The following is a 20872-nucleotide window of genomic DNA, read 5'->3' as shown; positions in this document are numbered from 1 at the left end:
CCCAGCCTGGCGTGGCCTTCGCAGTCCGTTCCAATTTGAAGAGCATCAGGCATGAACCCACCGTCTTCCCATCACCATTCCCACCCTGATGGCGCGACCAACGCTGCTGAGACAATGGCCGAGCACGTTACCGACCCGATCTGCGGCATGCAGGTGGATCCCGCGACCACGCCGCATCACGCGGACCACGAGGGCGTCGCGTTCCACTTCTGCTCGGAGCGATGCCGCGCGAAATTCGTGGCCGATCCCGAACGCTATCTGTCACCCCGGGACGAGCCCGAGGTGGCACAGCCCGGCGCCATCTATACCTGCCCGATGCACCCGGAAGTCCGACAACAGGGCCTAGGCAACTGTCCTTTTTGTGGCATGGCGCTGGAGCCGGAAATGCCCAGCCTGGAAGACGATGACAATCCCGAACTGCGCGACTTCTCGCGGCGGTTCTGGTGGACGCTCCCGCTAACGGTGGTGACGCTGGTGCTGGCCATGTTCGGCCAGTACCTCCCGCGTGTCTCGTTGGGCGGCGCCCAGGTCCTGCCGCTCTCGATCGATGTGCAGACATGGGTCGAGCTGGTCCTGACCATCCCGGTCGTGCTGTGGGCCGGCTGGCCGTTCTTCCAACGCTGCGTGCAGTCGATCCGAAACCTGCACCCGAACATGTTCACGCTGATCGGGATCGGCGTCGCGGCGGCCTTTGGCTACAGCCTGGTTGCCACCCTCGCACCCGGACTGTTCCCGGCCTCGTTTACCGAGCATGGCCGGGTCGGCGTGTACTACGAGGCGGCTGCGGTGATCGTGTCGCTGACGTTGCTGGGGCAGATGCTGGAGCTGCGGGCACGTTCGAAAACATCCGCAGCAATCAAGGGTCTGCTGGGCCTGGCGCCCAAGGAAGCCCGGCGTCTCAATGCCGACGGCACCGAGGAGGACATCCCGCTGACCCACGTGCATGTGGGCGATCATCTGCGCGTACGTCCGGGCGAGAAGGTGCCGGTGGATGGCGAAGTGGTGGAAGGCCGCTCCAGCGTCGACGAGTCGATGCTCACTGGCGAACCGATCCCGGTCGAGAAGACCGCAGGCGACCAGGTCATCGGCGCGACCCAGAACGGCACCGGCGCGCTGGTGATCCGCGCCGGCAAGGTGGGCTCCGACACCGTGCTGTCGCAGATCGTGCAGCTGGTCGCGCAGGCGCAGCGCTCGCGCGCGCCCATGCAGCGAATGGCTGACACCGTCGCGTACTGGTTCGTGCTCGCGGTACTGGCGATCGCGGTGGCGACGTTCTTCATCTGGGGCAACTTCGGTCCGGAACCGTCCTGGACCTACGCCATTCTGAACGCGGTTTCGGTGCTGATCATCGCCTGCCCCTGCGCGCTGGGCTTGGCCACACCGATGTCGATCATGGTCGCGACGGGCAAGGCGGCGCAGGTCGGTGTGCTGTTCCGCGACGCCGAGGCCATCGAGCACATGCGCCGCATTGACACCCTGATCGTCGACAAGACCGGCACGCTCACCGAAGGACGTCCCGCTTTCCGTGAGGTCGTGGCCTTCAAGGGCTTCGATGCCGACCAGGTGCTGCACCTTGCGGCCAGCCTGGATCAGGGCAGCGAGCATCCGCTAGCCGATGCGATCGTCGCCGAGGCCCGGCGCCGGAACTTCGAGTTCGACCGCGTGGAGGGCTTCGACTCGGTGACCGGCATGGGCGTGCGTGGAGCCGTGGCCGGCCACGAGCTGGCGCTGGGCAACACCGCGCTCATGGAGGATCTGGGTGCCAACCCCAGCGTGCATGTCGAGGTGGCCGAGCGGATGCGCCGCGAGGGCGCGAGCGCCATGTTTCTGGCCGTCGACGGGCGCCTGGCGGGCCTGGTCGCGGTCGCGGACCCGATCAAGGACTCGGCCGCCGCCGCCATCAACGAGCTACATGCCGCCGGGCTGCGCATCATCATGGCCACCGGCGACGGGCTCACCACTGCCCAGGCCGTGGCCACCGAGCTGGGCTTGGACGAAGTACACGGCGAGGTCCGGCCCGAGGACAAGGCCGAGCTGGTGCAGCGCCTCAAGCGCGAAGGCCGGCGGGTCGCGATGGCGGGCGACGGCATCAACGACGCGCCGGCGCTGGCCGCCGCCGACGTCGGCATCGCCATGGGCACGGGCACCGACGTCGCGATGTCGAGCGCGCAGATCACCCTGGTCAAGGGTGACCTGCGCGGCATCCTGCGCGCCCGCAAGATCTCCCAAGCCACCGTGGCCAACATGAAGCAGAACCTGACCTTCGCGTTTGTCTACAACGCGCTGGGCGTTCCGGTCGCGGCAGGAGTGCTCTACCCCGCGTTCGGGATCCTGCTGAGCCCGATGGTCGCGGCGCTTGCGATGAGCCTGAGCTCGGTATCGGTGGTGGCCAATGCCCTTCGCCTGGCGAAGTCCGCGTCGGTCCCGGCGGGACCGACGACGGCCGCGTACAGCTCGAACTCTGGATAAAGGAACTGCTCCCGCGGGGCGCTGTCCACGATGGCCAGACTCGCAGGCGTGCGGCCGGACTGCTGCCGGGCATCGTCGAGCCAGGCGGCGACAGCCGCGTTGCGGGCCTTCGCCGCCGTGGTCCAGCTGCTCCACGCAGCCGGCGCGCAGGAGCGCACGGCATCGAGCATCACTGCATTGAGGAGCAGCCCGCCGGGATTGATGTTGACCTCGATCAACCGCGGGCCGTCGACGGTCAAGTGAAAGTCCTAACCCAGGACGCCGCCCGTCGAGCCCGGATCATGGGTTGCGATGTCGAGAGCCCATTACAGGATGTAATGGCGATATCGCGGGTTTCCTGCAAACTACGAAGACCGCCCGCCGCTGCGACACGCCCCATGGCGTCCAACGCAGCCCGGTCAACAAACGGGCATAGGGTGAAAAGAGGTGCGCGTGCACGGCGGGATCAGTCGCGAACTCCGGAAAGGCACCCCCGGATCGACTCGTGCAGACGGAGGATGTCGATCACTTCGCATGCACACCGCTGGTTGAGCGGCGCGCTTTCCAGGGTGGCACAGTCGATCTCGCAGCCTGTCTGTCCAACTATTACCGGAGTCCGCGGTTCAACCACAACAGGGATTGTTCTGTTGGATCGGTGGACATGGCACTGTTCCGAACGAGCAGAACACACAGCAGTTGCCTTGATGCGGACGCAAAACCGCTCCACAGCCCGTGCACTCATAGAAGAATTGACACGCTGTGATGGGCATTGTCTCGGTCGCCCGATGGCCGCACTCCGGGCAGGTCAAGATGCTTTCCAGCTTGATGTCACTCACCGCCAGTCCGCACCTTGGCCGGGAAGCCTGCCTCCGTGACTGCACGCGCGATTCCGGCTGCATCCGTCTGACTCGATTCGAACGTCACCGTGACTGTTTCAGCCCGGGTGTCCACCTTCACATCGGCCACGCCCGGCACCTTCTCCAGCGCCTTCCTGATGGTGATGCCGCAGGCGGGACAGGTCATGTTCTCAGCATCGAGCATTACTACGGTTGCGGGCGTCGCAAGAGCGGCACCGACCGACAGAGCAGCCACCAGGGCCAGTATCCACTTGTGCATCGTGCCTCCTACAAAATCCAGATGATGTAATAGGGAAACAGCAGCAACAGGACGATGAGGCCTGTCGCCAACCAGAGCCAACGTCGCCTGCGTCGCAGAGCGTCCGGGGCGATGCAACTGCCATCCACACCGCACCGTGCCGCCGGTCGATACAGCATCCAAAACGCCACGGCCAAGAACAGTAGGGCGGCGGCGCTGAACCAGGGCCTCAAGGGATCGAGAGCTGTCAGGGTGCTGATCCAGGCGCCACTGATGCCCAGCAGTACCAGCACCAGCGGCACGACGCAGCAGACCGATGCGCCAATGGCGGCGATGCTCGCGCCAACGATGGCTGGAACAGACGATTTGGTCGGGGTTGTTTGCATCAGAGCATACTAGCCTCTGTACCTAGGTACGGAGTCAAGCCGTGCGTCCGAACACGTTTACGATCAGCCGGCTGGCAGCGGCTGCCGATGTGCACGTCGAAACCGTGCGCTACTACCAGCGACGTAGGCTGCTGCGTCAACCCGAGCGACCCATAGGAGGCGTGCGTCGTTACGACGAAAACGATGTCAATCGGCTTCAGTTCATCCGGCGCGCTCAGATGATGGGATTCAGCCTCGACGAGATCGCTGGCCTGCTAGAGATCACAGGCGAACGTTCTTGCGAGCAGACCCGTCAGCTGACCGAGCGAAAGCTCGTCGATGTCCGTCTACGAATCCGCGAGCTGCGACAGCTGGAGAGGGATCTCGAACAGAAAATAGCGCGGTGCGCCCAAGTGCCGGCGGGAGAGTGCTGCCCAACCCTCGATTTTCTGGAGCGGCCAAGAAAGCCAGCTGCGACAGGCAGTTAGCTCACTTTCGGCCCGTTTTTATACGAATCCCTGCCGACCCTCAATTAAGCTCTTTTCAGCTTTTGGGGGAGGGGGACGCCGGGAGCTCGTGAATCATGTTCGCAGCGGGCCACCCGTGCAGCCTTTTAAGGCTTCGCGATTCCTCCGAGAGCGAAGCTCTTCGGAATGGGAGGAATAGCCTGCCTATCCGGGAAAGGAGGCGCTGAGCTTGCCCAATGAGTTGACCATCCCCTGGACGATGGCAATCTCAAAATCTTCACCGTCTCCGTCGTGAGTGCCTTTGTTCAAGTAGCGCCACGGTAGTTGCAATAGCTCGGTGAAAGCTTCTTGCCGCTGAGCCCATGCCTCCCCAGGGAGGCGCGCTTGTTCGATACCAGTGGCGACGGCCTTAGACAAGCCATCCACCAGATTCCTGAGTTCAGGCTCGCCAGTGGGGCCGCGTAGAAGAAGATTGAGCTGGCCTAGGTCAGCGTCCCGATTGGTCAAAGACTTCCACGTTTTGGCCGTGAGGTTCTCCAATGCTTGTCGGCTTGATGCCAGAGCCTGGCGCTCGTCGTTATTTTCCAAGCGTTCGATAGCTCGTCGCAAATAGTGCCGATCTGTGCCCCCAAACACACGGGGTTGATGATCACCGTCATGATGCTTGAGTATGTAAAGCGCTGAGGCGCCTTGGCCCAACCTCTGTTGGACTTGATTGATGAACTCGTTGCCATGACAGGTAATGACCATCTGCTTCTCACGCAGACGCGCATCGCCGAAAAGCGTGTCGCGGATGCCTTCGCGGTGGTCGTGATCGATAGCATTCACCGCGTCATCGAAGACCAGCAGCGGCAAGTTCAGCTTGATGTTCTTGGCCAACAAGATAGCCAGGCCCAAGCAGCGCAGATGTCCTTCACTCAAGACAGCCAAGGCATCGTGGCTCTTTGCAGGTGTGCCAGCGAAAGAGACCATGATTCGCTCGCCGCCGCGTTGTGGAAGCGTCAGGTCTGCCAGGATGTCATTCGCGTGGTCTTGAGGGTTGAAGCTGTTGTAAAGCTCCTTGGTGGTATCGCTCAAGTCCGCAAGCAATCCAGCAGGCAACCCATCGCGATACGCCCTTAAGGCAGTTAGGTAGTGCTCATAGCTCACCTGGATACGCACCTCGAGCTCGAGGGCCGTGGCCTCTGCTCCCACTTCCGCAATCAGTTCAGCGTTGGCCTCGGCGAACCCGTCAATCTTGGCTTGCTCTTCCACCACGTGGGCATCATGAAGCCGCCTGCGGGTGCGCAGTTCCTCAACCTGCTCTCTCACTTCTTCTAGCTGCTCAACTTCCGCTTGAAGGAGCGCTCTTTGGTTCTGCCGGTGACGGATACCCGCATCACGATCTTCCAGTGCCCGGATGTGTCGCAACACTGCCCGCCAGATGGCTGGCGTCATCAGTACAGTGGTCCAGACAGGCACCTCTTCTTCCTGCTCAATCCATTGCACCAGGTCCGCCATATCGTCACCGGTAAATGGCCTGAATCTATGGGCAGTTTTCAGTTGGTCGCGAAGCCACTTTGAGACTTGCGTGCACTTTTCAGCAAGGTCTCGCTGCTCTTGTTGGAGTTGAGCCAAGTCGCGCAACAGCTCAATGCCAGTTGCTGCCTTCTCAAAGGGGTTGCGGGTGACATTGTCCAGCGGTGTTTCGCACGCGGGGCATGCGGCGTGCTCACCTTGGAGGGCGTGCACTGCTCGATAGAGCTCGAGGAAGGACACCTGCTCCGCTCTGCCCGCCAAGTTGGCTGCACTCTGGGTGCGGTTTTTTAGATGCGACCGCAGAGACTTTCTGAGCATGGCCACGCCACTGGCGTCAGCTTCAGACAATGCGAGCAACTGTTCTTGTAATGCAGCATGGATTTGCTGCAAGCGCCCATCTTTCCCATGGAGTCCCAACCGCTCTAGAAGTAGAGCCCACGTCAATCCAGCCTCGAAACCATGCGCCAGCGCTTCTTGCTCCTCGTTGAACACCTGAAGCGCGGCACCGTTCCCCTTGATCTTCAGCCTTGCCGTCTCCAACGCTGCATTTTTGAGAGCCAGCTCGCCGGCCTTGGGCGTCGCCAGACGAAGCCTGCTGTCGAGGTCACCAGTGAAGTTCCCCACAAAGCTGTTGAAGCCGTCCAAGCCGAACAGCGCAGCAATGAGCGCGCTCGCCTGTGCGGGTGGCCGTGCGGCTAGGCGTGCGAAGCCTTCAATGCGGTTCTTTTCGATGATGGTGAAGCGCAGTGGCTCGGGATTGGGTTCCACGAGCACGCCATCGTCGGCGCCGGCAGACCACAGCCGCGGCGCGACGTGCTCACCAGCATGAAAGTTGTTGAAGTAGCCGTCCAAGTCCTCAATGCGCTTGGCGGTGGCCTCCTCGACATAGCCCAGCAGGGCGAACTCGATGGCTTCGCACAAGCTGCTTTTGCCACTGCCATTGGGCCCCAGGAACAACACAATGTTCTTGGACAAGTCGAACTGCTCTTCCCGTCGGAAGCCCCGGAAGGGGCCAACCGAGAGCTTCTTCAGTCGCGTCCAAGGAAGCGGCGCTGCCGCCCCGTTTGCAGGGGTCTCCTCGATGACATCCGTGGTGCCTGCGAGATCTCGCCGAAGGATTGGCGTGAGCGTGGTTGCACGCTGCCCGCCGTTGTTAACGGTGGGAATGATGGTGTCCAGGTTCGCATGCACAATCTTGGCAATGCGCCTGGCGTCTTCACTTGCTTGAGCGTCTCGCAGCCACTGCAAGAAACGTCCATATTCCTCATGCACAGCTGCCATCGACCAATGCCCCTTAGCGAATCCAAACACAAGCATGCGCTACGAGGGACCCGCCCAAGTCGCACCCCTGATACTAGCCCTTGACCAAACGCAAGTTAGCCCTTCCCGCAGCGGGCTCAGCCATTCTCGGCGCTCCACCCTTCAATGCATTGAGCATCAGCCCAAACGTAAGCTCGTTAATCTCGTCAGAAAAGATCGCTAGCTGTTGGGCAACGTCCGCTTTCGACAAGCCTTCTTCGCGAAGTGCACCGAATACCTTTTCAAGCACTAATGACTTCTCGTGCGGCACGCCTTCAGGCTCCGACTTGCGGTAGCCCGCTTGCGCCAGCTGGATGCAAAGCGTGCGGTAGGTCCAGTCAGTTGTCAGGCCAAGGGCATGCATCCGGTAGTTCAGCGCTGCCACGGAGACTGCCCAGTGCTTCTTGTGCCGGATGAGACTCGATAGCGTCGGGGCACGCGGCGCCATGGCAAGCACGCTCGCCCGCGGCATGAGGAAAGCGGACGCGAAGGCATTTGCCTCGCGCTCCAGGTCGGGACCATGGGGTTGGGCATGTTGGTGCAGCACCAGGTGGCCCAGCTCATGAGCGGCATCAAACCGGCAGTGTTCGGCTGACTTGAACGTATTGAGGAACACGTAGGGCCGGCCGCCACTCCACATCGAAAAGGCATCCACTTCCTTGGCATCGATTGCCAGGGAATAGACCCGGATGCCCTTGGATTCCAGCAGGGCAATCATGTTCTTGACCGGCAACTCGCCGATGCCCCAGTGAGCGCGCAGCATTTCTGCCGCCGTCTCCGGGGTCTGGGAAGAAGACGATGTCGGATAGGCTTCTGGCTCTTGAGCGTGCTCGTGCACGCTAACGGGGCGACTGTCCCCGCCCTCGCGCCCCAAATCCGGAACGTCCGGGTCTGGCAGGTCGAACCGCGCCTCAATCCATTCGTTCAACAGCAGGGCAACAGCGCCCGCACCAAGCGCAGTGTCGCGCTGGCTGGCTGTCATCTTCGAAAGCGAACGGAAGCTCGCCACATCAGGGTGAGGAACTTCCGGGTCCACACCAAAGAAAAAGGCTTCGGGGAACCGAAGCGCTTCTGAAAGTTTTCTAAGCGTATTGGCCTCTGGTTCTTGGGAGCCCGTCTCGTAGTTGGAGACGGATTTTTCTGTTACCCCAATTTTTTCGGCCAACTCACGCTTCTTCATCCCTCGCCGTTTGCGGGCGAGGGTAAGCCGTAGAGCATTGAACATAGCAGCCTCGTCACGCTTTGCGGCGGATCTCAATGTCGATGTCAGGACCACCCGGCTGGAGGATTTCCACCAGGTCATCGTCAAACGAAATGCTACCGAGCACGATGCGTTCCGACCACGACGTGATCTTGCCGTCATTACCGATTTCAGCCGGCAATGACAGTTCAAAGCGGATCTCACCCTTGGACGTATCCGTGTGGTGCATCAATATCCACGTCTGGTTGCCCTCGGCGTCGTCCTTGATTTCTTGCATGAACTCTTCGAAGAGCACCATCTGACGATTCGCCTCGATGGCCTCAACGGTGTTGCGGCCCTTCTTCGAACGGTTCGACGGATGGGCATACGGGTTGCCCGTCCCCTCGTCGCCCGAGGCCACCGCGATAGCCAGGTTCAACGACTCGTTCACGGTCACCGGGAAGCTGCCGACATCCTGCCGGATCCAGTCCAAAGGCCTCAGCTGGTCCCTCAGGGCGGCAACAACCTCGCCCCACATGACCAAACCCGGGAAGTTGCGGGGGTGGTTCAAGGTCAACCGGGTGCGCTGCAGGTGCCCCTGATAGATGGCTTCGCGGAGCGCCACCTCGGTGACCCCCAACTGTTCCAGGCGGCTGACGATTTCTTCGGGAGCGTCGTAAAGGATGTTCTGGAGCATCGGGGGCCTGCCTCGGGGGACTTCCGATAATCCTCCCTCATTTGAGGAAGGAAAACAAGAAGTTTGCGCTGCACGCTGACCAGCACCCTGCCATGCTCCGCCAGCATCTCACGCGTCCTCGGCGCCAAATTGGCCCAATTCAGGCCAGCACGGCATCGCCAGCAACCTCACAAACCTATGATATTCAACGTCTTTCCAGCTGGAGCCCAGCCAATCTCAGCCACAAGAAGTGCTTGTGCGCGCATCGCCTCCCTCTCGACTGAGCCAACCGTTCTTGCCTCGGTTGGCCACCGGTAGACTGGACCCCTAGTGCCACAGGGGGTTGCATGGGGATCGTCGCTGAGTTCGCTCGTTACAAGGCCAAGCTGGCCAACCACTTCTGGGCCGTTTCTGCGCTAACGGATACCGAGCTGGTCGCCAGCCTGTGGGAGCACCGCATCAAGGTCGTGGGCGGCCAATGGGTCTACCAGGACCACTTGTCCCGGTGGACGGGCAACGGCACCAAGCTCATGGGCGAGCACTTGGCCCAGGCCGTGGCCGAAGGCCGGCCCGTGCGCATCGTCAAGGCCACCACCGACAACGTGCCCCTCATCGAGGGCGGTGGGGACGGCTCCAAGGCCAACAACACCTTCAAGGCGCGGCCTGAGTGGGTGGGCAAGATGACAGCGTTCGATGGGGACAACTTCACCATCGTTTTCGACAAGGTAAGCCCATGAATGTGGAGCCTCACACAACGCTGAAACTTCTCAAGGCGTTCTCCCGAATCGAGTTTGCCCTCAAGCAAATCCCGGAGTTCGTCAATGGCGCCGTCGGCGAGACGCCGGACACGCAATGGTCAGCGTTCTACGTCCATGTGCGCCGGCACATCCAGAATCAACTGTCACAGGAAAACAAGGACCTTCTGTTGGGCACCGGCTCCAATGACCCGCCCCCGATGAAAATGCAGGTCAGCGCACAGCGCCGTATCGAGTTCGTGGATGCCCCATTGGGTGACGGGCCTGAGGGCGATCGTTTGATGGATGCTGCTCGCCGGGTGCGCAACAACCTCGTGCATGGCGGCAAGGAGCATCCTCGGCAACAGCGATACCCAGGCCATGACGATAAGCTGGCACGCGCCGCCATCGATGTCATGTTTTTGGCCATGGCATCGCATCCCGAAGTGTTTCAGCTCGCCTTTTACGACTGATGGCGGCGCTCGACCTTTCCCAACCTGCTACGTGGGCTGGCGAGCTGCGCGAGGTCCTCAATGAGTTGCGCCCGCTGTTCCGCTCGTGGGAGTTGAAGCTACCAGACCGCGCCGCGCCCGCGTTCGATGCAGCTATTCGCACGCTTGGCGAAGCTCTCATGCCGCATGCCCTACGTGGTTACCACTTCACCCGATTGACCGAAGAAGAAGCGGTGCACATTCGCGAAAACGGGCTGGAGGTGCTCAGCATCGGGTTGCTGGAAAGACGCATTGCGGCCCAAGTCACGCGAGGCAAGCTTGCCGAAGAGCACGCGCAACGTTTGCTTGCGAACAACCAGGTGCGCGATAGCAACCGGTCCGGCAAGGCGTGGTTCTGCTTTTACCCAGCGCACGAAGTCCGAGAGTATGGCGTTCGCTACCTGCTCGAACTCTGGGGCGGTGAAGCACTCTACAACTTCAACGCCGAAGACCCGGAGCTCGGCCCTGTTCTTAAATCCATGGGAAGCCCTGCACTGGTTGAAGCGGTAGTGCCCGTGGCGTTCCTTTCCACGACGAATGGCCTGGCATTAGCCGTAGCACGGCTTGACCTGATTCACCAAGGCATCGGGTCAAGTGAGTACCCGGACAAGTTTGAGGACTACTCCATACAAACCTTGGAAGCCTCCATGGTGCGTCGCGTCGTGCTCCATCCTGGCAGCGAGTTCCTTGAGCTCACCCAGTGCCAGCAATGGTATGAGCCGTTGACCTAGGACCAAGGCGAATCATCAGACGCAACCCTTGGCCGCCATCGAAGTCGTGCCAGTGCCGGCAACGATAAGGTGATCGAGCACCCGGAAGTCGATGCGGAGGTGGATCTTGACTACGGCCAGACCGCGTTCCCGGACCGTCTCGTGGGCCGTTGCCATGACGCGCCGATGGAGCACGTCTTCTCTTTCGATCCGGTACGCCTTGTCGGATAGCCTCTGCTGGATGCGCAAGATATTTACCGGGGTTCAAGACTTTAGGCCCAGCCTACCATTGATAAATCAATCTAATCCCTCCGCTATCTTTCGATGCTGATTTACTGCGGCAGCGTCAATTCGACTCTTTCTTGCTCCAATGCCTTGTTTGGCAACTCCTGTAGATTCAACCACCCCGCTTGAATTGCCGACGACCTCATCGCATTTCCCACTGTTTCCGATACATGTTTGCCTTGCCCGTGTATCGTTAGATCCATCAGCCATGGTTGAAGGAAACTATCAGCCGGCAGCGCAACTTCTTTCAGTCGCGCTGCGATCCGGAATCCTCCAAGGTCGATATCTCCCCAGTGATAGAAAACTGTCGACGCAGGAAGATCTCGGGTCAAACGACGAAACCCTGCCACCCATGCGGGCGATGGCATACCCCCGGTGAATACCACGACTCCATCATCCCGCCCCTTCAGCGCCTCTGCAGCCAAGTGGAACGTCGTCAGGTTTTCGATCGTCAGCACCCATGCTGGCTTCGCTATCAACCCTCGCACGCTCTGTGGTGCCACGCCCACATATGGCCGCACGATCGTGCAGTCAGGACCTTCCTGCATCGTTATGGCACCAACGCCGGCGACCATCAGCGGGAGTGGCTGCTTGACCAGACCGAGCGTCCTGAGCACTTCCCACTTGCCGCGCGAGCGGCTCGATAGCCCCTCACCGGACAAGACATCAAGCTGTGGAAGGAGTTGCTCGATCCGCTTGGTATCCGAGAACAGATGTCCGCTGAGGACACGAAGGACCTGATCCTCCCCGGGCCTGGCCGCCAGTGCATCGAGCACTTTCAAGGCATCCTGCCAGGAGTGCCAAGAGTCCGGCCCCAAAGAGCGAACGCGCCGAAGCGCCGCCCAAGCTTCCAGGACCTCACCCAGTCGTGGGTACCTATCCAGCCACGGCGCCAACTCAACGCTGGCAACTTGCAGTTGATCCAGATTGGTGGCCACCCCGAGGAGACTTGCCAGCGCATCCACGTCACGCACGCGCACCCATTCCAAGGGGCGATCATCACCACCTTGGTCACCCCACCCAGCATCAACCGCGCCACGCTTGACGGCGTCCTGAATCTGACCGTGACCCCGCATGCGCTCTTCGAAGTCTTCCCTCCAGTAGACGGAGTTCGTCGGCTTCACGTTCGTCTTCTGTGCGGCTGTGGTGGATCTGGTCACCCGCTTGCGCTCACCGCGTTGCAACTGCTCCCGCAGGACCGTCTCGACCCAAAGGCACAGAGGCGCCGCGCCGGTACAGGTCAATCCGCCCAGCGCTGGTGCTGCCGTCACCGTGGAGAAAGGTGATCGGCCGCTCGAACATGTAGTCCTGCTCCGCCGTGGGATGCGGGACGTCGACCTCGAGCAGGCGGCAGAGGTCAATCAGGAAGCTCTGGGAGGTGGAGAGCTCCGAGGCCGCGACACCTTGCCAGCGGGCGATGAAGGCTTCAGCCGCAGCCTGGGCTTGGGATCCTGCTTCCGTACTTGCGGCGTCTGGCACGTGGGCCCCCTGCCCTGCGCATCCTGGCGGTCAATACAGGATACGACACCATGCCTGTTGCGGGTCTCTCGCCCTTGGGCGGCACTCTTCCGCCCTCCAGATCGGCCCAGGTGCCCTAGCCCACCGACCGCTTCCGGCCAGAAGCGGACGTTCTGGCTGACCCGAACTGCCGCTTCGAATCCACTCTTTCAGAGGGTCGGCAGGGATTCGTGTAAAAAACGGCCAAAGGTGAGCTAACTGCCTGTCATAGCTGACTTTCTTGGCCGCTCCAGCCACGCGTCAGAACGGAGCATTTCTTCTTCGAGGACCGGACAACGGGCCGTAACTCGTTATTTCACCTCGTCCCGGTAACTCCGCCAAGCCATGCGGAGTACCCGAGCGGAGGACCGCAGAAACATCAGCAACAGTCCACCGGCGATGACCAGATCGGGCCAGCCGGCATCGAACAGCCACACGCCGGCGGCTGCCAGCAGCACCGCAACACCCTCGTACAGGTCATTGCGCGAGCACTCCCAGGCCGATGACATGTTCACGTCGCCAAAGCGGTACGGGGTAAGCAGCCACAGGCACAAGGCGTTGAACGCAAGATTGATCACGGCGGCGATGCCGATGGCCTCGAAGATCGGCACCTCCGGGTGGGCCAGGCGCCAGCCGATCTGGATGGCGACCGCAACCGCGGCACCGAGGATCAGCAATCCCTTGAACAACGCCACCCTGGCCTTGGCGCGCAGGCTCGCGCCGATCACTGCCAGGCTCAGCAGATAGGTCAACGCATCACCGAGGTTGTCGAGGCTGCCCGACAGCAACGAGGACGAGCCGCTGTAGATCGCTGCGGTGATCATCATCACGAAGCTGGCGATGTTGATTGCCAGCACGATCATCAACACGCGCCGCTGCCCCGCCTCCAGGGCGCGGATATCCACCGTGCTTCCGCAGCCGCACGAATCACTCATGATCATGTCTCCGAGTCGAGCGGGCGTCCGAGGATTTGCGGCCCGCTTCCAGGTCGGCGATCCTAAACCCCGGAGTCGCTACAGAGTCAAGCCCATGAAGATCGGAGAGGTCGCGGAGCGCAGCGGGTGCCATCCCGAAACCGTGCGCTACTACGAGCGCATCGGGTTGTTGCCTGCCCCGCCGCGCACGGCGGGCGGGTATCGCGACTACCGTCCCGCCGACGCGGATCGGCTGCGCTTCATCAGCCGCGGACGCGAACTGGGCTTCTCGCTGGAGGAGATCCGCAGCCTGCTGGGTCTGGCCGAAGACGACGGGTTGTCCTGCCAGGATGTCGACCGTCTTGCCCGCGGGCACCTGCTGGACATCCGGAACCGGCTAAACGACCTTCAGCGGATGGCCTCGGAGCTCGAACGGGTGATTGGCAGTTGCAGCGGCGGCGAGCGCGGCCAGTGCGCCATCCTCGACACGCTGCGCCACCCGCCATCCTAGGTCGGCACTCAAGCGTCCTCTTCGCCACGGGCATCCTGCAGGATCTCGATGCCCCCTTTCAGGGCGATCGCCGCCACTGCGAGCCCCACGACGAGGTCGGGCCAGGCCCGCCCGGTCCACAGCACCAGTCCGCCACCCACGAGCACGCCTGCGTTGGCGATGAAATCGTTGGTGCTGAAGGTCGTCGCGGCACGCACGTTCACATTGGCCTGCCGGATTTTCTTGAGCAGCCACACGCATGTCGCGTTTACCAGGCCGGCCCCCAGCGCCATCACCATCATCGTCGTACCAATGGGCTCGGCGTCACCCAGGAACCGACGGCCCACGTCGACCAGGATCCCAGCGGCGAACAGGATCAGCAGCCAGCCGGACACTTTGGCCGCCGACCGTTTCCAGGCTTGTGAGCGACTGAGTGCGAGCAGGGTGATGATGTAGACGGCGCTGTCGGACGCATTGTCCAGTCCATTTGCGATCAGAGCGCTTGAGCCGGCGGCGACGCCCGTGACCCCGAACCCCGCGGCAAGCGCGAGGTTCAGGGCGAGGACGATCAACAGGATCCGGCGCTGGTGCGCGTCGTGTATCTCGATCTTCTCTTCACTCAACTCAGTGGGCCTCCAGTTGCGGCTTCGCTGCGTCGCCGCGATGCAGAAGACGGTAAAGGGTGGGCAGGACAAGCAGGGTGAGCAGCGTTGAAGACACGATCCCGCCGATCACGACGGTGGCGAGCGGACGCTGCACCTCCGCGCCCGCGCCGACATTGAGCGCCATCGGGACGAAGCCGAGCGACGCCACGAGGGCAGTCATCAAGACCGGCCGCAGCCGCCCGAGCGCGCCGTTGAAGACCGCGTCGTCCAGCGACTGGCCTTGTTCGCGCAGGTTGCGAATGAAGGCGATCATGACCAGGCCGTTGAGCACGGCCACGCCGGACAGCGCGATGAAGCCGACACCTGCGGTGATCGACAACGGGATACCGCGCAGAGCCAGTGCGGCCACGCCGCCCGACAGCGCCAGCGGCACGCCGCTGAACACGATCACCGCGTCCCTGGCCGAGCCAAAGGCCATGAACAACAGGCCGAAGATGAGGACCAAGGTCACTGGTACCACTACTGCGAGCCGTTGGCTGGCCGAGATCAACTGCTCGAACGTGCCGCCGTAGTCGATCCAGTAGCCCTCGGGTACGTTCACCTGCTGCCCGACGCGCTGCTGCAGCTCTTCGACGAAGCTACCCAAGTCGCGATCACGCACGTTGGCGGTGACCACCACCCGGCGCTTTCCATTCTCGCGGTTGATCTGGTTGGGCCCCAGCAGGCTCTCGATCTTCGCGAGCTCCCGCAGCGGTACGGTCCGCGCGGTCGCCCAGCGTGGCTCCAAGCTCGACCGGTCCGCGTTCGCAACGTCGGGCAAGGGGATCGGCAGGTCCTGCAGGGCGATCGGATCGACACGCATCTGTTCCGGCAGTCGAACCACGATGTCGAAGCGGCGGTCGCCCTCGAACAGCTGGCTGGCCACCTGGCCACCCACCGCAGTGGCAACGGTCTGCTGCACGATCCCCGGATTCAGTCCGAAGCGCGCAAGCGCTGCGCGGTCCGGGACGATCGTCAGCAGTGGCAAGCCGGTTGCCTGTTCGGTGTTAACGTCGACCGCGCCCTCGACCTGCCTGGCAGCCGCCTCGACCTGTTCGGCCACCTCGACCAGCGTGTCCAGGTCGTCACCGAACACCTTGACCGCCACATCCGCACGCACGCCGGAGATCAGCTCGTTGGTCCGCATCTCGATCGGTTGCGAGTACTCGTAGTTGTTGCCGGGAAGCGTCGCCACTGCCGCTTCGATTTCGTTGATCAGCACATCCCTGCGCTTGCGTGGATCGGGCCATTGCCCGCGTGGCTTCACCATCAGGTAGGTGTCCGCCACGTTCGGTGGCATCGGGTCGGTGGCCACCTCAGCCGTGCCAATCCGGCTGAAGACACGTTCGACTTCCGGAACCTGCATCAGCCGTTCTTCCACGGCCAGTTGCATCTTCACCGACTGCTCCAGGCCCGTCCCGGGAATGCGGATCGCCTGCATGGCGAGGTCGCCCTCGTCCAGGCTGGGAATGAACTCGCTGCCCAGGCGCGTGGCGACCAGCAGGGACACCGTGACCAGCGCGACTGCGCCCCCAAGCACCCAGTTCTGCCGGCGGAGCGACCAGGCTAGCAAGGGCTCATAGCGGCGCCGCGTCCACCGGACCAGCCGGTTCTCCTTCTCCTCGACGCGGTTGCCCATGAAGATCGCGATGGATGCGGGAACGAAGGTCAGCGACAGCACCATCGCGCCGGTGAGGGCCAGCACCACGGTGATCGCCATGGGATGGAACATCTTTCCCTCGATCCCGGTCAGCGCGAAAATCGGCAGGTACACCGCGGCGATGATGAACATGCCGAACAGGCTGGGCCGGATGACTTCGACCGTGGCAGTGGCGGTCAGGTCGTTGCGTTCCTCGCGTGTCAACGTCCGCCCAAGTCGGTGCTGCATCTCGCCAAACCGCCGCAGAACATTTTCGATGATGATGACCGCGCCATCGACGATCAGCCCGAAGTCGAGTGCACCCAGGCTCATCAGGTTGCCGGAGACGCCGCCGCGCACCATTCCGGTGATGGTGAACAGCATCGCCAGGGGGATGACGGCGGCGGTGATGAGTGCGGCGCGGACATTCCCCAGCAGCAGGAACAGGACCACGATGACCAGCAGGGCGCCCTCGATCAGGTTCTTCGAGATGGTCTGCATGGTGCGTTCGACCAGCACGGTGCGGTCGTAGACCGCCGTCGCGGTCACGCCTTCCGGCAGGCTCGCGTTCGCGTCCTGCAGCTTCGCCGCCGCGGCCTGCGCGACGCTGCGGCTGTTGGAGCCCACCAGCATCGACACGGTGCCCAGCACGACCTCTTCGCCGTTCTGGGTGGCCGCGCCGGTACGAAGCTCCGGGCCTTCACCCACCTGCGCCACGTCGGCCACCCGGATCGGCAGGCCCTCGCGCCGGTCCAGCACGATGTTCCGGATCTCGTCGACGCCGCCGACCTGGCCGGGCACGCGCACCAGGTACTGCTGGCCGTTGCGCTCGATGTAGCCGGCACCCATGTTCTGGTTGTTGGCGGCGACCGCGTCGACGATGTCCTGCAGCGTGAAGCCGAGTGCGACCAGCTTGGACGGGTCCGGCGTGATGTGGATCTGCCGCTCGAAGCCGCCGATCGTGTTGACCTCGGTCACTCCCGGTGTGTTGCGCATCTGCGGCCGGATGACCCAGTCCTGCAGGGTGCGCAGGTCGGTGGCGGTCCACGGCGTACCGTCCGGCTTGGCCGCGTCGGGTGCAGCGTCGACGGTGTACAGGAAGATCTCGCCCAACCCGGTCGAGATCGGCCCCATTTCGGGCTCCAGTCCCTCGGGAATCTGCGAGCGGATCTGCTGCAGCCGCTCGGCCACCTGCTGCCGGGCGAAGTACAGGTCGGTGCCGTCCTCGAACACCACGGTGATCTGCGACAAACCGTATCGGGACAGAGATCGCGTGTAGTCAAGGCGCGGCAGGCCGGCGAGTGCCGTCTCGATCGGGTAGGTAACCCGCTGCTCGGACTCCAGTGGCGAGTAGCCGGACGCCTCGGTGTTGATCTGTACCTGGACGTTCGTGATGTCGGGCGTTGCATCGATCGGGAGCCGGGTGAAGCTCCAGATGCCCACGCCGATCAGCCCGAGGGTCAGCACCAGCATCATCCAGCGATGTCGGATCGAGAACCGGACGATTCGCTCCAGCAGGCCCGGCTGGAGGGCTACGGCGTCAGTGGTCATGCGCCGCGCCCTCCTTGCCGATGTCCGCCTTGATCAAGTAGCTCTCCGCGACGACCACCTCCTCGCCTTCGCTCAGGCCCGAGAGGATCTGCACCTGCGTGGCATCGCGGGCACCGAGTTCGACGTGTCGGGTCAGGTACGTCTCGCCCTCACGTACGAACACGGCCTCCTGGCCATCCATCGACTGCAGCGCGGTCAGCGGCACCATCAGGTCCACCGGCTCCTGCGCGACCGTGATCCGCGCCTTGACCGCCGTTCCCGGCCGCCATTGGTTGTCGGCGTTGTCGATCGTTGCGCGGGCCACCGTGCTCTGGCTGGCGGTGGCCATGCCCGGCAGCACGCGTTCGAGCGTGGTTCGGACCGTCTCGCCATCGCTCATGCGGGTGACCGCCACCGGCACGCCGGGCTGGATGTGCTGGGCGTCGGCGCCAAAGATGTGGAGGTCGACCCAGAGCTGCGAGAGATCGGCGATCTCGAACAGCGGCGCGCCCTCGCCGGCCAAGCCGCCGACCGAGGCACTGCGCTCGACGACCACGCCGGAGATCGGTGCGGCCACGCTGTAGGTGCTCAGGCTCAGGTTGCTCTCTATCGTCGCGAGCATCTGGCCGGCGCGAACCTGGTCTCCGACATTGGCGCGCAGTGAGCGGATCGGGCCTGGGAAGCGGGCGGTGACCTGCGCAACACGCCCCTCGACCGGGGTCAACAGGCCTTGCACCTCATGCTCGTCGGCGATCACGCCGGGGCCGACGGGCCGCGTCTGGATACCGGACTTTTCGGCAATTTCGGCAGGGATGACCGTGCTGGCGACTTCACCCGCTTCATGACCGTGTTCGTCGGCCTCGGTGCCGTGGTCGGCGGCCTCGTCAGCATGGGCGTCGTTTGCCGGCTGGCTAGGCTGGTCCGGCTCACCACTGCAAGCCGCCAGGCTCAAGGCCAGCGCCAATGCCGGGATCAGGTGGACAGGCTTCATGGGGTTGCTCCTTGGTTGTCTTGCGGGCCCGGGCCGGCGACGAATGCCTGGCCGGTCAGCCGCTGGATCTCGATCAGGGCGCGCTGGGCTTCCAGCGCAGCTGCCAGCTGTTGCTGCCGTGCGGCGGCGCGCTCCGCCTGCAGGCTCGACCACTCCAGATAACTGGCGGCGCCTGCGCGGTACGCGGTGGCGGCCGCTGCTTCGGCCTTGGCCAGACGTGGAAGCACGTCCTCACCCAGCCGCTGTGCTTCCAGGCGGGCCACCCCGAAGCGGCCATGCGCCTCAGCGAGGGTGGAGTAGAGCGACAGCCCCACGGCCTCCCGTTCGATTTCCAGCGCTGTCAACTCGGCGCGTGCGGCACGGATGCCCGGCTGTGCCCGGCGGGTGGTGCCCAGCGGGATCGAGACACTGCCGACCAAGCCGAAGTCATCGCCGTCCGCCATCCGTCGCACGCCTACCTGCCAGTCGAAGTCCGGGGTCGCTTCGCTGCGTGCCAGCTGCAGGCGCGCCTCGCCAATGCGCTGCTGGTCGACGAACTGCGCCAGCTCGGGAGTGCGTTGCAACCAGTCGGCGAGTACCGCGAAGTCCGCGATCTGGGGCACGGCGAGCAGATCGCCCCCGACGATCTCGAATGCGGGATTTCGCTCGCCCCACAGGGCCGCGAGATGCTGGCGGGCGGCCGCCTGACGTTGCCGGGCGCGAGCGCGATCCAGTTCCGACCGCGCGAGGGCGGCCTGGGCGGTGAGTACGACCGATTCCGGCGAAGCGCCGGCCTCGTGACGCCGGCGCGCCGCAGCAACGGTGCGTTCGCGCTGGTCGACGTCCAACTGCGCAAGCTCGCCTTCGCGTTGCGCACCGACGACCGCCAGGTAGCGGCGGGCCACTTCGGCCAGGAGATCCAACCGCTGCGCCTCGCGCTCGATGGCCAGCGCGTCGATCCGGCTTTGCGCGAGCGTGCGGCGGGCATCGAGCTTGCCGCCGCGCTCCAGCACGGAGGCGAGGCTCAGCGTGATCTCGGCGCCATCCAGGCCGCTGGCCGGGCCGGTACCGAGCACGTTCTCGACCTCGGCTCCAGCGACCAGCGCCGGGCGCAACGAGGAGCGATCCAGTTCGGCTTTCAGGGCCTCATGGCGGGCACCAAACAAGCGTAGATCGGGATGGGCGTCGGCAACGCGAAGGAAAGCGTCGTCCAGGGTGAGGGGGTCGGCGGCGTGCGTGGGGAATGCCACGGCACACACGGCGACGAACGCGGCCAGGGCCGCTGATCGCAAACGCATGGGGGTTGCTCCGATGAATCGAATTGACGGGAGTCGGCATCAGGCCGACGGCGCGGTCATCCGAAGATCGGAGGCTTGAATGGGCTCGGCAGACGCAAGGCGGCCGGGGGCGATGCTTTTTCGACCCCCATTCGACCGGCGACCGGTCGAGTGGAAAATGAATCCAGGACCGGCAACACGGCCGCGGCTGAACCACAGCAATGGGCGAAATCCAGCAACAGGTGCAACGTCTCCGATCCGTCTTGATCGTGCGCGTCCGCCGCGGCGAACTCCGCGCCCGGATCGTTGGCATGCGGGCCGTGGCTGTGCGCGCCCGACGGATCGTGCGCGAGCTCATGCATTTCGCCAGCGGCTGTCATCACCGGTTGGAACGCCAACCCCAACGCAAGCACACCCAGCACGACGACGCGCAGGAGCGGCAACAAGAAGCGGGGATGCAGGCGGGTCATGGCCGCGCAGGGTACCTGCGGATGATGGGGTTATACAATTCCGCTGAATGCGTCGAGAGGGCTACAGGGAAAAGGCGCGTTCCAGTTGTCGGCCATGGCACCGCTTGTACTTGTTTCCGCTGCCGCACTGGCACGGCTGGTGATCGCGCAGCCCCGACGACAGTGCGTGTCCA

The 20872-nt window shown here is 63.4% G+C and carries 23 protein-coding genes; 7 read left to right on the top strand and 16 right to left on the bottom strand.

Features of this window, described 5'->3' with window-relative positions:
• Positions 1-114: 114 nt before the first annotated feature.
• Both AC3IRM_RS02235 and AC3IRM_RS02230 read left to right on the top strand, forming a co-directional pair.
• Complete coding sequence (locus AC3IRM_RS02235; protein ID WP_394005095.1) at positions 115-2469, top strand: heavy metal translocating P-type ATPase; 2355 nt, start codon at positions 115-117, stop codon at positions 2467-2469.
• A 30-nt stretch (positions 2470-2499) separates the two neighbouring features.
• Complete coding sequence (locus AC3IRM_RS02230; protein ID WP_043766647.1) at positions 2500-2712, top strand: hypothetical protein; 213 nt, start codon at positions 2500-2502, stop codon at positions 2710-2712.
• Positions 2713-3071: 359 nt separating this feature from the next.
• Here AC3IRM_RS02230 and AC3IRM_RS02225 read toward each other — a convergent pair whose 3' ends face one another.
• Genes AC3IRM_RS02225 through AC3IRM_RS02215 form a run of 3 tightly spaced genes read right to left on the bottom strand, consistent with a single transcriptional unit; the run spans position 3072 to position 3929 of the window.
• On the bottom strand, positions 3072-3218 hold the full coding sequence (locus AC3IRM_RS02225; RefSeq protein WP_489205806.1) for a GDCCVxC domain-containing (seleno)protein: 147 nt from the start codon (positions 3216-3218) through the stop codon (positions 3072-3074).
• Between the two features lie 58 nt (positions 3219-3276).
• Positions 3277-3564 carry a heavy-metal-associated domain-containing protein gene (locus AC3IRM_RS02220; protein ID WP_017355169.1) on the bottom strand — a complete coding sequence of 96 codons (288 nt, stop codon included), beginning with the start codon at positions 3562-3564 and terminating at the stop codon, positions 3277-3279.
• An 8-nt stretch (positions 3565-3572) separates the two neighbouring features.
• Positions 3573-3929, bottom strand: a complete 357-nt coding sequence (locus tag AC3IRM_RS02215; RefSeq protein WP_043766639.1) for a mercuric transporter MerT family protein — start codon at positions 3927-3929, stop codon at positions 3573-3575.
• Positions 3930-3970: 41 nt separating this feature from the next.
• On the opposite strand from AC3IRM_RS02215, the gene AC3IRM_RS02210 reads away from it, so the two are divergent.
• The gene (locus tag AC3IRM_RS02210) at positions 3971-4396 is read left to right on the top strand and encodes a MerR family transcriptional regulator (protein WP_043766636.1); all 426 of its coding nucleotides are present in this window, start codon (positions 3971-3973) and stop codon (positions 4394-4396) included.
• 183 nt (positions 4397-4579) lie between these two features.
• Here the strand turns inward: AC3IRM_RS02210 and AC3IRM_RS02205 are convergent, their stop codons facing one another.
• From AC3IRM_RS02205 to AC3IRM_RS02195, 3 genes are all read right to left on the bottom strand, one after another.
• On the bottom strand, positions 4580-7174 hold the full coding sequence (locus AC3IRM_RS02205; protein WP_394005094.1) for an AAA family ATPase: 2595 nt from the start codon (positions 7172-7174) through the stop codon (positions 4580-4582).
• Between the two features lie 73 nt (positions 7175-7247).
• Positions 7248-8372 carry an XRE family transcriptional regulator gene (locus AC3IRM_RS02200; protein ID WP_489204665.1) on the bottom strand — a complete coding sequence of 375 codons (1125 nt, stop codon included), beginning with the start codon at positions 8370-8372 and terminating at the stop codon, positions 7248-7250.
• Positions 8373-8427: 55 nt separating this feature from the next.
• Positions 8428-9069: a hypothetical protein gene (locus AC3IRM_RS02195; protein ID WP_394005092.1), complete on the bottom strand. Its 642-nt coding sequence runs from the start codon at positions 9067-9069 to the stop codon at positions 8428-8430.
• Positions 9070-9395: 326 nt separating this feature from the next.
• On the opposite strand from AC3IRM_RS02195, the gene AC3IRM_RS02190 reads away from it, so the two are divergent.
• The 3 genes from AC3IRM_RS02190 to AC3IRM_RS02180 are packed head-to-tail and all read left to right on the top strand — an operon-like array spanning position 9396 to position 11004.
• Entirely contained in the window at positions 9396-9785 is a 390-nt protein-coding gene (locus tag AC3IRM_RS02190; protein WP_394005091.1) for a hypothetical protein, read from the top strand.
• A complete protein-coding gene (locus tag AC3IRM_RS02185) occupies positions 9782-10255 on the top strand; it encodes a hypothetical protein (RefSeq protein WP_394005090.1) in 474 nt (157 codons plus the stop codon). Before AC3IRM_RS02190 ends, AC3IRM_RS02185 begins: the two co-directional genes overlap by 4 nt.
• Complete coding sequence (locus tag AC3IRM_RS02180) at positions 10255-11004, top strand: hypothetical protein (protein ID WP_394005089.1); 750 nt, start codon at positions 10255-10257, stop codon at positions 11002-11004. The genes AC3IRM_RS02185 and AC3IRM_RS02180 overlap by 1 nt, the downstream gene beginning before the upstream one ends.
• Before the next feature lie 15 nt (positions 11005-11019).
• Here AC3IRM_RS02180 and AC3IRM_RS02175 read toward each other — a convergent pair whose 3' ends face one another.
• From AC3IRM_RS02175 to AC3IRM_RS02160, 4 genes are all read right to left on the bottom strand, one after another.
• The gene (locus AC3IRM_RS02175; RefSeq protein ID WP_489204664.1) at positions 11020-11232 is read right to left on the bottom strand and encodes a hypothetical protein; all 213 of its coding nucleotides are present in this window, start codon (positions 11230-11232) and stop codon (positions 11020-11022) included.
• A gap of 83 nt (positions 11233-11315) precedes the next feature.
• Complete coding sequence (locus tag AC3IRM_RS02170; protein ID WP_164972148.1) at positions 11316-12428, bottom strand: Wadjet anti-phage system protein JetD domain-containing protein; 1113 nt, start codon at positions 12426-12428, stop codon at positions 11316-11318.
• Positions 12429-12438: 10 nt separating this feature from the next.
• The gene (locus AC3IRM_RS02165) at positions 12439-12747 is read right to left on the bottom strand and encodes a type IIL restriction-modification enzyme MmeI (protein WP_206733290.1); all 309 of its coding nucleotides are present in this window, start codon (positions 12745-12747) and stop codon (positions 12439-12441) included.
• 329 nt (positions 12748-13076) lie between these two features.
• Complete coding sequence (locus tag AC3IRM_RS02160; protein WP_095209458.1) at positions 13077-13700, bottom strand: cation efflux transmembrane domain-containing protein; 624 nt, start codon at positions 13698-13700, stop codon at positions 13077-13079.
• Positions 13701-13794: 94 nt separating this feature from the next.
• Between AC3IRM_RS02160 and AC3IRM_RS02155 the strand changes: the two genes are divergently transcribed.
• Positions 13795-14190: a MerR family transcriptional regulator gene (locus AC3IRM_RS02155; RefSeq protein WP_095208871.1), complete on the top strand. Its 396-nt coding sequence runs from the start codon at positions 13795-13797 to the stop codon at positions 14188-14190.
• 8 nt (positions 14191-14198) lie between these two features.
• Here AC3IRM_RS02155 and AC3IRM_RS02150 read toward each other — a convergent pair whose 3' ends face one another.
• The 6 genes from AC3IRM_RS02150 to AC3IRM_RS02125 form a co-directional block, all read right to left on the bottom strand.
• Positions 14199-14792 carry a cation efflux transmembrane domain-containing protein gene (locus tag AC3IRM_RS02150; RefSeq protein WP_095208872.1) on the bottom strand — a complete coding sequence of 198 codons (594 nt, stop codon included), beginning with the start codon at positions 14790-14792 and terminating at the stop codon, positions 14199-14201.
• A gap of 1 nt (position 14793) precedes the next feature.
• Positions 14794-17970 (bottom strand): efflux RND transporter permease subunit, encoded by a 3177-nt coding sequence (locus AC3IRM_RS02145; RefSeq protein WP_489205805.1) that lies wholly within the window; start codon positions 17968-17970, stop codon positions 14794-14796.
• A gap of 22 nt (positions 17971-17992) precedes the next feature.
• Complete coding sequence (locus AC3IRM_RS02140) at positions 17993-18973, bottom strand: efflux RND transporter periplasmic adaptor subunit (protein ID WP_489204663.1); 981 nt, start codon at positions 18971-18973, stop codon at positions 17993-17995.
• On the bottom strand, positions 18970-20250 hold the full coding sequence (locus AC3IRM_RS02135; protein WP_489204662.1) for a TolC family protein: 1281 nt from the start codon (positions 20248-20250) through the stop codon (positions 18970-18972). Before AC3IRM_RS02135 ends, AC3IRM_RS02140 begins: the two co-directional genes overlap by 4 nt.
• Before the next feature lie 56 nt (positions 20251-20306).
• Positions 20307-20699, bottom strand: a complete 393-nt coding sequence (locus tag AC3IRM_RS02130; protein ID WP_096009489.1) for a hypothetical protein — start codon at positions 20697-20699, stop codon at positions 20307-20309.
• A gap of 61 nt (positions 20700-20760) precedes the next feature.
• Positions 20761-20850, bottom strand: a complete 90-nt coding sequence (locus AC3IRM_RS02125) for an SEC-C metal-binding domain-containing protein (RefSeq protein ID WP_225218078.1) — start codon at positions 20848-20850, stop codon at positions 20761-20763.
• Positions 20851-20872: the final 22 nt, after the last annotated feature.

This window comes from Luteimonas sp. KH_071 (assembly GCF_057838005.1).
This window is presented reverse-complemented; position numbering and strand designations above follow the sequence as displayed.

What these genes read in the sequence shown, in the direction of transcription:
- AC3IRM_RS02235 (WP_394005095.1), top strand. Translation starts at nt 115, where the DNA reads ATGGCCGAGCACGTTACCGACCCGATCTGCGGCATGCAGGTGGATCCC.
- AC3IRM_RS02230 (WP_043766647.1), top strand. Translation starts at nt 2,500, where the DNA reads ATGGCCAGACTCGCAGGCGTGCGGCCGGACTGCTGCCGGGCATCGTCG.
- AC3IRM_RS02225 (WP_489205806.1), bottom strand. Translation starts at nt 3,218, where the DNA reads ATGCCCATCACAGCGTGTCAATTCTTCTATGAGTGCACGGGCTGTGGA.
- AC3IRM_RS02220 (WP_017355169.1), bottom strand. Translation starts at nt 3,564, where the DNA reads ATGCACAAGTGGATACTGGCCCTGGTGGCTGCTCTGTCGGTCGGTGCC.
- AC3IRM_RS02215 (WP_043766639.1), bottom strand. Translation starts at nt 3,929, where the DNA reads ATGCAAACAACCCCGACCAAATCGTCTGTTCCAGCCATCGTTGGCGCG.
- AC3IRM_RS02205 (WP_394005094.1), bottom strand. Translation starts at nt 7,174, where the DNA reads ATGGCAGCTGTGCATGAGGAATATGGACGTTTCTTGCAGTGGCTGCGA.
- AC3IRM_RS02200 (WP_489204665.1), bottom strand. Translation starts at nt 8,372, where the DNA reads ATGAAGAAGCGTGAGTTGGCCGAAAAAATTGGGGTAACAGAAAAATCC.
- AC3IRM_RS02195 (WP_394005092.1), bottom strand. Translation starts at nt 9,069, where the DNA reads ATGCTCCAGAACATCCTTTACGACGCTCCCGAAGAAATCGTCAGCCGC.
- AC3IRM_RS02190 (WP_394005091.1), top strand. Translation starts at nt 9,396, where the DNA reads ATGGGGATCGTCGCTGAGTTCGCTCGTTACAAGGCCAAGCTGGCCAAC.
- AC3IRM_RS02185 (WP_394005090.1), top strand. Translation starts at nt 9,782, where the DNA reads ATGAATGTGGAGCCTCACACAACGCTGAAACTTCTCAAGGCGTTCTCC.
- AC3IRM_RS02180 (WP_394005089.1), top strand. Translation starts at nt 10,255, where the DNA reads ATGGCGGCGCTCGACCTTTCCCAACCTGCTACGTGGGCTGGCGAGCTG.
- AC3IRM_RS02160 (WP_095209458.1), bottom strand. Translation starts at nt 13,700, where the DNA reads ATGAGTGATTCGTGCGGCTGCGGAAGCACGGTGGATATCCGCGCCCTG.
- AC3IRM_RS02155 (WP_095208871.1), top strand. Translation starts at nt 13,795, where the DNA reads ATGAAGATCGGAGAGGTCGCGGAGCGCAGCGGGTGCCATCCCGAAACC.
- AC3IRM_RS02140 (WP_489204663.1), bottom strand. Translation starts at nt 18,973, where the DNA reads ATGAAGCCTGTCCACCTGATCCCGGCATTGGCGCTGGCCTTGAGCCTG.
- AC3IRM_RS02135 (WP_489204662.1), bottom strand. Translation starts at nt 20,250, where the DNA reads ATGCGTTTGCGATCAGCGGCCCTGGCCGCGTTCGTCGCCGTGTGTGCC.
- AC3IRM_RS02130 (WP_096009489.1), bottom strand. Translation starts at nt 20,699, where the DNA reads ATGACCCGCCTGCATCCCCGCTTCTTGTTGCCGCTCCTGCGCGTCGTC.